The organism is Leptothrix toolikensis (SeqCode) (assembly GCF_057922285.1).
In genome coordinates this window covers 41664-53095 of the sequence record NZ_JBYSVC010000009.1, presented here as the reverse complement: position 1 = coordinate 53095, position 11432 = coordinate 41664, and the positions used below count along the sequence as shown (strand labels likewise).

General features: G+C 57.3%; 10 protein-coding genes. 6 read left to right on the top strand and 4 right to left on the bottom strand.

Annotated elements, in window-relative coordinates:
• Positions 1-287: 287 nt before the first annotated feature.
• The 4 genes from AC3VI7_RS02855 to argB form a co-directional block, all read right to left on the bottom strand.
• Positions 288-1112 carry an HNH endonuclease gene (locus AC3VI7_RS02855; protein WP_489671385.1) on the bottom strand — a complete coding sequence of 275 codons (825 nt, stop codon included), beginning with the start codon at positions 1110-1112 and terminating at the stop codon, positions 288-290.
• Positions 1113-1141: 29 nt separating this feature from the next.
• The gene (locus AC3VI7_RS02850) at positions 1142-1861 is read right to left on the bottom strand and encodes an OmpA family protein (RefSeq protein ID WP_489671271.1); all 720 of its coding nucleotides are present in this window, start codon (positions 1859-1861) and stop codon (positions 1142-1144) included.
• The gene (locus tag AC3VI7_RS02845) at positions 1858-3105 is read right to left on the bottom strand and encodes a hypothetical protein (RefSeq protein ID WP_489671270.1); all 1248 of its coding nucleotides are present in this window, start codon (positions 3103-3105) and stop codon (positions 1858-1860) included. Before AC3VI7_RS02845 ends, AC3VI7_RS02850 begins: the two co-directional genes overlap by 4 nt.
• A gap of 95 nt (positions 3106-3200) precedes the next feature.
• Complete coding sequence (gene argB / locus AC3VI7_RS02840; RefSeq protein WP_369420564.1) at positions 3201-4103, bottom strand: acetylglutamate kinase; 903 nt, start codon at positions 4101-4103, stop codon at positions 3201-3203.
• 80 nt (positions 4104-4183) lie between these two features.
• Here argB and AC3VI7_RS02835 point away from each other — a divergent pair, with 80 nt between their 5' ends.
• The 6 genes from AC3VI7_RS02835 (at position 4184) to AC3VI7_RS02810 (ending at position 11367) form a co-directional block, all read left to right on the top strand.
• Positions 4184-4600, top strand: coding sequence for a hypothetical protein (locus AC3VI7_RS02835; RefSeq protein ID WP_489668566.1), 417 nt, complete (start codon positions 4184-4186; stop codon positions 4598-4600).
• A 98-nt stretch (positions 4601-4698) separates the two neighbouring features.
• Positions 4699-5022, top strand: coding sequence for a copper-binding protein (locus AC3VI7_RS02830; RefSeq protein ID WP_489668565.1), 324 nt, complete (start codon positions 4699-4701; stop codon positions 5020-5022).
• On the top strand, positions 5019-6338 hold the full coding sequence (locus AC3VI7_RS02825; RefSeq protein ID WP_489668564.1) for a TolC family protein: 1320 nt from the start codon (positions 5019-5021) through the stop codon (positions 6336-6338). The genes AC3VI7_RS02830 and AC3VI7_RS02825 overlap by 4 nt, the downstream gene beginning before the upstream one ends.
• On the top strand, positions 6335-7870 hold the full coding sequence (locus AC3VI7_RS02820; protein ID WP_489668563.1) for an efflux RND transporter periplasmic adaptor subunit: 1536 nt from the start codon (positions 6335-6337) through the stop codon (positions 7868-7870). The genes AC3VI7_RS02825 and AC3VI7_RS02820 overlap by 4 nt, the downstream gene beginning before the upstream one ends.
• A gap of 18 nt (positions 7871-7888) precedes the next feature.
• Positions 7889-11038, top strand: coding sequence for an efflux RND transporter permease subunit (locus tag AC3VI7_RS02815; protein WP_489668562.1), 3150 nt, complete (start codon positions 7889-7891; stop codon positions 11036-11038).
• A gap of 98 nt (positions 11039-11136) precedes the next feature.
• The gene (locus AC3VI7_RS02810; protein WP_489668561.1) at positions 11137-11367 is read left to right on the top strand and encodes a hypothetical protein; all 231 of its coding nucleotides are present in this window, start codon (positions 11137-11139) and stop codon (positions 11365-11367) included.
• The last annotated feature ends 65 nt before the right edge of the window (positions 11368-11432 follow it).

Genomic DNA, 11432 nt, shown 5'->3' with positions numbered 1-11432 from the left:
AGGCCACGCCATCCCGGCGGCCCACCCCTTACGCCAACACCCCGACCCCCGCCTCGCCCGCATGAGCCACGACTTCTCCAGCATGACAGGAGAAAACTGGCCGGCGCTTTGAACAGACTACCGACCCCAAACGAGCGGAAAGTCGCTGGGTCTGCGAATGGCATCCACGCATAGATCCACATCGAGAAGTGCTTTACATAATCCACTTAGAATAAGTCGCTCGGGGGAATTTTCGGATCTAAATAAACCTAGAAACCATTTCCACACACCCAAAAAAAACATACTTATTAATTACACCAACCAGGGAATTTCTCAGTAAATTCACGATATTCCGGCAAACTATTTATATGAGCATGATTATATTTTTTTGAGTGACACCCAATACATAGCACACGAAGATTTGATCGCTCATTATTACTTTTTTGCCCATCCACATGATGCACATGCAGATATCTTTTGCTTGATGAAAGATTAATCCCACACTCTTGACACGTCCAGTTATTCTCGTCACGCAACCTTTTGCTAATATCATCAAAGTTTTTTGTATAAACATTCTCCGGAGCGGTAATGGAGTTATATTTAGGCAACTTACCATGCAAAGACATAGGATATTTTTCAAAGAATTCTCTTATCGAGAACGCAGAAACAAATTGAGTTTTTCTTGTTTTGCTCCAACCATAATTAAAACCAGAAAACTTTAATAGACTTAGGCAATTCTGACACACCAACAACTTAGCATCTTTACGCCTAGCCTCATTGCCTTTTATGAGATTAATTAAAAAATAGCCATCAAGCCTAGTTGAAACAACATACCTTTCAAATCTATCACCCTGCCTCATATTTTGCAAAGTTGCGCAGTTTCCAAGATGGTACTTTGGATCAGACGTATTACCACCATAGTGCGCAACATCTCTAATATAGAGAATGACGCGAGTATCCTTGTAAGCCAAGGTTCCATCATCTAATACCTTTAATGACTTCTCAGGTATATCAATACCACTCGATACAATTCGCTCTAGCTCACGCTGGGTCAACCCACCCGACGACACAGAAATATCAATACTGCCATACACATCTCTTGGAATACCCATTCTTGATTTTAATTCATTCATGGGCTCAAATAGACAAAAATTCGGCAGCTTCATTTTCTTGAAATGCTCAGTATTTCAGAGAGGCGGTGTTCGGCATTAGTTCTCAAACGAAATTCAACCCGCTGAGAGCCGATCTGATCTTCCGTTCCATCTGGCATATATTTGCGCCTAGAGAACGACAACCCATTGGCAGTCAATCTAGATATAAGCCATATTTCCTGGCTCATGACCCGATTAATACTTAATAGATACTGCAAAGTTACTCTAGTTCTTGATTGCGAAAGCTCCATATTTAAAAAATATGCATCACTAAAATTTGAAGCACCTCCCCACATGCTTGACGTATGCCCTTCTACACGGATCTCCTCAATAAATTCAATATATTTAGGAGATGAAATAATTTTCACATACCTAGGAAAGAAGTCATCAAGAATCCGCATGAATTCAGTTTTCAGCGAAGACTTTCCCGTATCAAAAAGAACACTTGGCTCATTAAATCTAAACGTCAGATCTTTATCAATTTCAGCGCCCCACCGCTGCAAATCACCCTTGAATTCATTCTGCAAGTCGACATAGAGTTCCGCTCTCATTCCTTCATAAATTTTGGCAACATCTCTGACCTTCTCGCTTTCTTTTTCAACCTTCATCATAAATGTCAACGCAATAAGCATAAACATCATCATGAGCCCAGTCATGAGATCAGCAAGAGGTATCCAGTGCTCTTCTTTTGAAGCCACCGACTTTGATGAAAAGATATTTCTTGTTGTCATGTTTTCTTCTCCTCATAAATACGCACAACCTCACGAAGCCTCTCTGTAAGAGGCATGTAATCCTTCACAAACCTTTCAGACAATGCAGTCAATTGTTTACCGAGGCTTGTTAGTGACTTAGTCAACTCAGTCTCTAAAGCAGCATCAAGCGCAGCAATCTGTTGATTCGTTTTATTCACCATTTCGGTGACATTCTTATTAAACGTCTCATTCGCTTGGTTCATCTGGCGCGCAGAATCATCCAAAGATGTTTTAATCGATGCCGCATTTTGATTGAGAGCCTCATTTAATTGGCTCTGATTTTTTTGAACAGATTGCGTGACATCTTTCGTCAGTTGAAGAACTTGATTCCGAACCGTCGGCAAGTTACTGGATACAGAATCAATCAACGATCTTAACGAATCCAGCATTTTATGCAGCTGATCTCTTTGTATTTCTATTGCGTTTAATATACGCAAAAAACCATCTGACACACCAACAAAAGATTGCGAATCCCGCACCAATTCTTTAAAAGAATTGGCCGCTTCAGCCATCGACTTTTCTGTGGATTTTAGTTGAGCCGTTGCATGTTCTATGTGATTTTTATAATTCCCTTGCCAATCAACAAGCTTATAAACAGCCGAGTTAAGCTGCTTGAAGTTATCACCAAATTGGTCTGATATTTTTGAGTTAAATTCACGAATAACATCTCGCAACCCCTCCACCAGAGATTTCGACCCCATAGCCGACATTTTTTCTAATGATTCCTTTTGCGCATCACTAAGAGCATCTAGCCTTGCACAAATTTCTGAATTTAACAATTTTAAATGCGAAGAAATTGCACCTTCATCTTTCCCAACAAGCGCACGCTGAATATTCACTAACCGCCTCTCAATATCAGCAACGGTTACATCATCTTCAGATTTTGAGCCGTCAGCAGGTACCCCTGACAAAACAAAATAATGCCTAAACTTAATCGTAAGTGCGCCGCCGACCCCAACGACAGAAGCCCAGAATGCAGTTCTAATGCCATCCAACAATGAAGGCATACTACTTTGAATATTTTTCGGGTCGAAATCTGCCAATCCAATAGCGATACCGAGAAATGTTGAAAATATACCAAACGTCGTCAATATGGTCGGACCATGTATGTGCGCCACATCGTTAAATCTCGCATGAAATGCAAATGTCATCAACACAACAACGGCAATTAAAAATTGCGCATGATGAGGCAATGCCAAAATACCATGAGTCAGTGCATTCAAAGTTTTCTCCCTGATCTTATGAAAATGCGATAACAAAGCAGGCAAACACCGCAAAATATCTGCCCGCCTGCTTATTGCCCGCCTGCTTCTGGCCCTCAACGCGCCCGAATCATCGTCCCAAAGGCTTGGTCGGTGAGGATTTCGAGGAGGAGGACGTGGGGGACGCGGCCGTCGATGATGTGGACGGCGTTGACGCCGCATTTGGCGGCGTCGATGGCGCCGGCGAGCTTGGGCAGCATGCCGCCGCTGATGGTGCCGTCGGCCACCAACTCATCAATGCGGCGTGAGGTCAGATCGGTCAGGAGTTGGCCTTGCTTGTCGAGCACGCCGCTGATGTTGGTCAGCATCAAGAGCTTCTCGGCCTTCAAGACTTCAGCCAGCTTGGATGCCACCAAATCGGCGTTGATGTTGTAGCTCTCGTTGTGCTCGCCAAAGCCAATCGGGCTGATCACGGGGATGAAAGCGTCGTCTTGCAGCGCCTTGACCACGGCCGGGTCGATCGAGTCGATCTCGCCGACTTGGCCCACGTCGTATTCCTTGGTGGGATCGTCCTTGTCGAGCAACTTCATCTTGCGGGCGCGCACCAAGCCACCGTCACGCCCGGTCAGGCCCACGGCCTTGCCGCCGGCGTGGTTGATCAGGCCGACGATGTCTTGCTGCACTTCGCCGGCCAGAACCCACTCGACCACGCCCATGGTTTCGGCGTCGGTCACGCGCATGCCCTGAATAAAAGTGCCCTTCTTGCCAATGCGCGCCAGCGCTTCGTCGATCTGCGGGCCGCCGCCGTGGACCACGATCGGGTTGATGCCCACCAATTTCAGCAACACCACGTCTTCGGCAAACGCCGCTTGCAACGCCGGGTCGGTCATGGCGTTGCCGCCGTACTTGATGACCATGGTCTTGCCGTGGAACTTGCGGATGTACGGCAAAGCCTGGGCGAGGATTTCGGCCTTGTCGCGAACGGCAATGTGCGACAGGTCAAGGGGCGTGTGGGACATGAACAACTCCGTGATTTGAATCGGCGAAACAGGCGGGGATTCTAGGCAAGAGCGCAATGCTGCGTAGAATCGCCCCCGTCATGTCACGCCGACCCATTCACCCCGCCTTCGCGTTTTTGCGTCTGCTGCGCTGCACCCTGTGGGTGCTGATCGCACTGCTGCCGCTGCGTGGCTGGGCGGTGGCCGGGATGGGCATCGAGTCGCTCAAAACGGTGGCGGCTCACACGCTGATGAAGACGATGACGGCCGCTGACAACGAGGCTTTACCGCCCTGTCACCAGCATCACAACGACAACACGCAGGCCGATACCGATACTGATACCGATACCCAGGCTCATTGCGCGCACTGCACCCTGTGCCACGCCGCCAGCGCCCCGCCGCTGCCCATGATCTCGACCGCTGAAGAACCCCGCTCCAGCCATGTGATGTCGGCCCACGTGCCGACCGGCCACGCCCAACAAGGCTGGTCCGCTCTAGAACGCCCACCGCGCGCCTAAACATTTCCCGTTGGCCCTGAGAAAAGTCGTGCGCTGCCCCGCTGGGCACCGCGCTGCATCGTCCAGGCTCTTCCACGTCGTTTTGACGGAAATGTTTCATGCTTACGCCGATCTCTCCCCTCCTGCGCCGCGCTTTGGCGCTGACGTCGCTCGCCTGCACCGCCTTCATCACCCTGGGCACCACCGTGAGTGCCCATGCCGAACCCGTCAAGGGCGAGGTGATCAAGGTCATGGCCAGCCAGCAAAAACTCACCCTGCGCCATGAGGCCATCCCCTCGCTCGACATGCCGCCCATGACGATGAACTACCGCGTTGCCAAGCCGGAGCTGCTCAGCAGCGTCAAGGCGGGCGACAAGGTGATCTTTGAAGCCGAAGACCGCCAAGGCAACTTCATCGTCACCCAGCTCAAGGTGCAGCCATGAACGTTCACCGACCCAGACCCCGCTTCAAAACGCTGCTCATCACCGCCTTGCTGAGTGCGTGGTGCATGGGTGTCCGGGCCGGTGACACGCCGCCGCTGAGCCCTCCTATCGCGCCCTCGGCATCGACCTTGGGGGCGCAGGTGGACGAGCTGCTGCGCTTTGCCCGTGAGCGCAATCCGGAAGCCCTCAGCCTCCAGCAAGAAGCGCTCACGGCTTCCGCACGGATCGAATCCGCCGGGGCCTTGCCCGACCCCCGGCTGCGGACTGAACTGATGGACGTGACTCAAGGGGGACAACAAAGCCCCAGCGTCTCCCCCAGCCGGGTGGGCAGCACGCGCTACACCTTGATGCAAGACGTGCCGTGGTTTGGCAAGCGCGACTTGCGGCGCGACATCGCGGAGCAAGACGCCAAAAGCGCCCACAGCCGGGCGCAGGGCACGTGGTCCGAGGTGGCGGCCAAGATCAAAACCACCTACGCGCAGCAGTACGTGCTTGCGAAAAACGAAAGCCTGACGCGCGAGATCCTGGCCCTCCTCGCCCGGCTGGAAAAGCTGGCGCAGACGCGCTATGCCAGCGGACTGGCCGGCCAACAAGACGTGATCCGAGCGCAGGTGGAACAAAGCGTGATGCAAGGCGAGCTGATCGGCGTGGAAACCGAGCGGCATCACATGCACGCCCGCATGAACGCGCTGCTGGGCCGCCCGAGCAACGCGGCGCTGGCCGCACCCCAAGGACTGCGGCCCCTGCCCAGCAACGAACACCTCGATCAGACCCGCTTGGAAGAGCGCATCCAAGCCCACAACCCGCAACTGCTCGCTGAAGACGCCCGACTCCAAGGGGCCGAGAAGAGCCGTGAGCTGGCCTACAAGAACCGCTACCCCGATGTCACCTTCGGCATCGTGCCCAACCAGGTGCAGAACTCGATCAAGCAGTGGGACTTGATGATCGAGCTGAACATCCCCTTGCAGCAAAGCAGCCGCCGCAGCCAAGAAAGCGAGGCCGAAGCGATGCTCACAGTGGCCAGAACGCGGCGTGAAGCCACGCGCAACCAAGTCTCCGCCGACTTGGCCGAGAACATCGCGGGGCTCGACGCCGCACGCCGCCTCGAAGCGCTGGCTGCGCAAAGCCTGCTGCCCCAAGCCGAGCTGAGTTTCAAGTCGGCCTTGGCGGGCTACGAAAACGGCAAAGGCGATTTCGCCAGCTTGCTCGACGCCCAGCGACAAATTCGCCAAGCGCGCCAAAGCCAGATCAAAGCCCAAGCCGAAGCCCAAGCGCGGCTGGCCGATATCGAACGCATCCTCGGAGAAGATCTATGACCGCTCGCACCACAGCTCGCACTACCAAGATGGGGATCGTGATCGTGGCCGCTTTGCTGGCTGCCGGCGTGTACGGCGTCGGTTACTGGATGGGCCACCGGCAGGCTCCTGCCAACGAAGCAGCCGCGCAAGCGCGCAAACCGCTGTTCTATCGCAACCCGATGGGGCTGCCCGACACCTCGCCCACGCCCAAGAAGGATTCGATGGGCATGGATTACCTCCCGGTCTACGCCGGTGAGCAGCCCGACGAAGCGCCCGGTGCGACGCAGCAGATCAAGATCAGCACCGACAAAGTCCAAAAATTGGGCGTCCGCACCGAAGCCGTGCAACGCAAGGTGCTGGACCGCACGCTGCGCGCTGCGGGCCGCGTTGAGCTTGACGAGCGCCGCGTCTACACCATCGCGGCCAAATTCGAGGGCTATATCGAGAAGCTGCATGTGAACGCCACCGGGCAGGCGGTGCGCCAAGGCCAACCGCTGTTTGAGGTCTACAGCCCGGAGCTGGTGTCGGCGCAGCGCGAATACCTGCTGGCCAACCAAGCCCTGAAAGACGCCAGCGCGGACAACCTACCCGGTCTCCAACCCGGCATGCAGCAGTTGGCCGACGCGGGCTTGGCCCGGCTGAAAAATTGGGACATCTCGCCCGAGCAGTTGGCGCAAATCAAGGCCGCAGCCGCAGCCGGCCAAACGCGCCGCACCCTGAGCGTGAGCTCACCCGTGGGCGGTGTCGTGACCGAGAAAAAAGCCGTCCAAGGGATGCGTTTCGCACCGGGCGAGGTGCTCTACCAAGTGGCCGATCTCTCGACGGTCTGGGTGATGGCCGATGTGTTTGAACAAGACATCCGCTGGGTCAAGACCGGCAGCCGCGCCAAGGTGCATCTCAGCGCCTATCCCGACAACGTCTTCGAAGGCTCGGTGACCACCATCTACCCGACCTTGAAGGCCGAAACCCGCACCGTGGCGGTACGCATCGAACTCAGCAATCCGGGCGGTCTGCTCAAGCCGGGCATGTTCGCCCAAGTGGAGCTGGGCAACGCCACCCCCCGTGACGCGACCCTTTCTGTGCCCCTCTCGGCGGTGATCGACAGCGGCACGCGCCAGATCGTGCTGGTCCAGCGCGGCGAGGGCCGCTATGAACCCCGCGAGGTTCGACTGGGGGTTCGCAGCGACAAGGAGGTCGAGGTGCTGAGCGGCGTGCAGGACGGCGAGGCCGTGGTGGTCAGCGCCAATTTCCTGATCGATGCCGAAAGCAACCTTAAAGCGGCCATCAGCGGCTTTGGCCACGCGGCGGTCGGTCACCACGCCCAAGGCAAGGTCGAGGCCATCGACGCCGCCAACAAAGAACTGAGCATCAGCCACGGCCCGGTCGCCAGCTTGCACTGGCCGGGCATGACGATGGATTTCAAAGTGGCCAACGAGGCCCTGCTGCAAGGCTTGCAGCCCGGCAGCGCCATCAGCTTTGAATTCGTCGAACGCGGCCCGGGTGAATGGGTCATCACCGCTGTGCAGCCCACGGCACACGCCGGCCACTGACCCACAAGGACACCCAACATGCTGGCCCACATCATTGATTGGTCAGGCAGAAACCGCTTCTTGGTGCTGCTGGCGACCCTGTTTGTCATCTTGGGCGGCGGCGTGGCCGTCGTCCAAACCCCGCTCGACGCGCTGCCCGATCTGTCGGACGTCCAAGTCATCGTCTACACCGAGTATCCGGGGCAGGCCCCGCAGGTGGTCGAGGATCAAGTCACCTATCCGCTGACCACGGCGATGCTCTCGGTGCCCAAATCGAAGGTGGTGCGCGGTTTCTCGTTTTTTGGCGCGTCCTTCGTCTACATCATCTTTGAGGACGGCACCGACATCTACTGGGCGCGCTCGCGGGTGCTGGAGTACCTCAACTTCGCCTCCAGCCGCATGCCCCGAGGCATCACGCCGCAGATCGGACCCGACGCCACTGGCGTGGGCTGGGTCTATCAATACGCCCTGCTGGCCAAGGACCGCTCCTTGGCCGAACTGCGCACCTTGCAAGACTGGTACCTGCGCTACCAGCTGACCAAGGCGCACGGCGTGGCCGAAGTGGCCTCCATCGGCGGCTTCGTCCAGACCTACCAAGTCACGGTCGATCCGCTCAAGCTGCGCGCTTACGGCATCCCGCTGTCCAAGGTCTCGCAGGTGGTGCGCGACTCGAACCGCGACGTGGGCGGACGGGCGATCGAAATGGCCGAGACCGAGTACATGGTGCGCGGCAGGGGCTATCTGCGCGGCGTGGCGGATCTCGAAAACTTGGTGGTCAAAGCCGACAAGGGCACCCCGGTGCTGATCCGCGACATCGCCCGGGTCGAGCTGGCCCCGGACGAGCGACGCGGCCTGACCGAGTTGAACGGCGAAGGCGAAGTGGTCTCGGGCATCGCCATGGCGCGCTACGGTCAAAACGCGCTGGAAGTCATCCAGAACCTCAAAGACAAGATCCGCGAGGTTTCCGCCGGCTTGCCCGAAGGGGTCAGCATCACCGCCGTTTACGACCGCTCCGAGCTGATCCAGCGCGCCATCGAAACCCTCAAGCACACGCTGATGGAGGAAAGCCTGATCGTCGCGCTGGTCTGCGTGGTCTTTTTGATGCACGTGCGCTCGGCGCTGGTCGCCATCCTGATGCTGCCGGTGGGCGTGTTGATCGCCTTCATCGCCATGCGCTTGCTGGGCATGAACTCGAATCTGATGAGCTTGGGCGGCATCGCCATCGCCATCGGCGCGATGGTGGACGCGGCCATCGTGATGATCGAAAACGCCCACAAACACCTTGAGCGCCTCAAGGAGGGCGAATCGCGCTTCGAAGCCATGCTGGCGGCGTGCAAGGAGGTCGGCCCAGCGCTGTTTTTCTCGCTGCTGATCATCACCGTGTCGTTCTTGCCGGTGTTCACGCTCGAATCCCAAGAGGGCCGGCTGTTCTCACCGCTGGCCTACACCAAGACCTTCGCCATGGCCGGTGCGGCGCTGCTCTCGGTCACGCTGGTGCCGGTGCTGATGATGTTGTTCATCCGGGGCAAGATCATGCCGGAGGCACAAAACCCGGTGAACCGCGCACTGATCTGGCTGTACCGCCCCATCATCGCCGGCGTGATGTGCTGGAAAAAAACCACCATCGCCATCGCCATCGCCGCCTTGGCCGCCTCGATCTGGCCGGCCACGCAGCTCGGCTCCGAGTTCATGCCGACGCTCAACGAGGGCACGCTGTTGTACATGCCGGCTTCCCTGCCGGGGATGTCGATCACCAAGGCGGCCGAACTGCTCCAGACGCAGAACAAGATCATCAAAAGCTTCCCCGAAGTCGCCTCGGTCTACGGCAAGGCCGGCCGGGCCAACACCGCCACCGACCCCGCCCCGACCGAGATGTTCGAGACGATCATCAACTTGAAGCCCGAAAGCGCGTGGCGGGCCGGCATGACCATCGACAAGCTGGTGGCCGAGCTGGATAAGGCGCTGCAATTTCCGGGCATCTCCAACGCCTGGACGATGCCGATCAAGGCCCGCATCGACATGCTCGCCACCGGCATCCGCACACCCATCGGCATCAAGGTCTTCGGCAAAGATCTGGAGGAAATGGAACGGCTGGCGCGGCAGATTGAGACCGTGGTCAAGACCGTGCCCGGCACCACCTCCGCTTTTGCGGAACGCATCACGGGCGGCTTTTATCTCAACATCGAGCCGGATCGCGTCCAACTGGCGCGCTACGGGCTGGCCGTGGGCGAGCTGCAAGACGTGATCGGCACCGCCTTGGGCGGCGAGATCGTCACCACCACCGTCGAAGGCCGGGAACGTTTCGGCGTCAACGTGCGCTACCCGCGCGAGTTGCGCACCAACCCGCAACAAATCGCCCGCGAAGTGCTGGTGCCGACCCCGGATGGCGCGATGGTGCCGCTTGGCCAAGTGGCCACGATCAGCATCAGCAAGGGAGCCCCCGGCATCCGCACGGAAAACGCCCTGCTCTCGGCCTACATTTTTGTGGACATCCGCGAGCGCGATATCGGCGGCTATGTTGCCGACGCCCGCAAGGCGGTGGCCGAACAGGTCAAGTTCCCGCCGGGCTACTACGCCACTTGGAGCGGTCAATTCGAGTCGATGGAGCGCGCCATCCAGAAGATGAAAGTGGTGGTCCCGGTGACGCTGCTGCTGATCTTTTTGCTGCTCTATCTCAACTTCAGACGCCTGACCGAAACGCTGATCGTCATGCTGTCCGTGCCGTTTGCCTTGGTCGGCGGCATCTGGCTGATGTGGGCCTTGGGCTACAACCTGTCGGTGGCCGTGGCCGTCGGCTTCATCGCCTTGGCAGGGGTCGCGGCTGAAACCGGGGTGGTGATGCTGATCTATCTGGATCACGCCTGGGAAGACGCCAAAAGGCGCTGCCACAGCGCAGGCCGCGCCCCCGACGTGGCCGACTTGTACGCCGCCGTGATGGAAGGGGCCGTGGAGCGCGTGCGCCCCAAGATGATGACCGTGGTGGCCATCATGGCCGGCCTGCTGCCCATCCTCTGGGGCACCGGCACCGGCTCAGAAGTCATGAGCCGCATCGCCGCCCCGATGGTCGGCGGCATGCTTTCCTCCACCGTCCTCACCCTCGCCGTGATTCCCGCCCTCTACGCCTTGGTCAAGCAATGGCGGCTGGGACGGGGGTTGGAAGGCCCCAGCCGTGAAATTCACACACCTTGAGCGCCACCCCGGTTGACGTGGAAAAATTTTCCACGCACAATCCAATTGCCGTGGAAATTTCTTCCACGGCAGCCTTACCACCCACGGAACCTCGCATCATGAACGTTCAATCCCTTGCCCTCTCCTTGATCGCCATGTTCACCTGTGGTACCGCCTTTGCACAGACCGCCCCGGCAGCAGCGATGCAAAAGCCCACGGTCACCATGCAAAAACCTGCGATCACCACCGCAACACCGGCCACGCAGATGATGCAAAGGCCTGCTGTCACCCCCATGACACCAGCAGCCACCATGCAAAAGCCGGTGATGCCCGGCAAGATGGGCCGCTGATCCACGGTCCGGATGGAGACACGAACCCCGCGTTGCACTTCAGAAATAAGCTCACGGTTCGTAGA

Excerpts from the sequence above, each read along its gene's own strand:
- AC3VI7_RS02855 (WP_489671385.1), bottom strand. The coding sequence starts at position 1,112 with ATGAATGAATTAAAATCAAGAATGGGTATTCCAAGAGATGTGTATGGC.
- AC3VI7_RS02850 (WP_489671271.1), bottom strand. The coding sequence starts at position 1,861 with ATGACAACAAGAAATATCTTTTCATCAAAGTCGGTGGCTTCAAAAGAA.
- argB (WP_369420564.1), bottom strand. The coding sequence starts at position 4,103 with ATGTCCCACACGCCCCTTGACCTGTCGCACATTGCCGTTCGCGACAAG.
- AC3VI7_RS02835 (WP_489668566.1), top strand. The coding sequence starts at position 4,184 with ATGTCACGCCGACCCATTCACCCCGCCTTCGCGTTTTTGCGTCTGCTG.
- AC3VI7_RS02830 (WP_489668565.1), top strand. The coding sequence starts at position 4,699 with ATGCTTACGCCGATCTCTCCCCTCCTGCGCCGCGCTTTGGCGCTGACG.
- AC3VI7_RS02825 (WP_489668564.1), top strand. The coding sequence starts at position 5,019 with ATGAACGTTCACCGACCCAGACCCCGCTTCAAAACGCTGCTCATCACC.
- AC3VI7_RS02820 (WP_489668563.1), top strand. The coding sequence starts at position 6,335 with ATGACCGCTCGCACCACAGCTCGCACTACCAAGATGGGGATCGTGATC.
- AC3VI7_RS02815 (WP_489668562.1), top strand. The coding sequence starts at position 7,889 with ATGCTGGCCCACATCATTGATTGGTCAGGCAGAAACCGCTTCTTGGTG.
- AC3VI7_RS02810 (WP_489668561.1), top strand. The coding sequence starts at position 11,137 with ATGAACGTTCAATCCCTTGCCCTCTCCTTGATCGCCATGTTCACCTGT.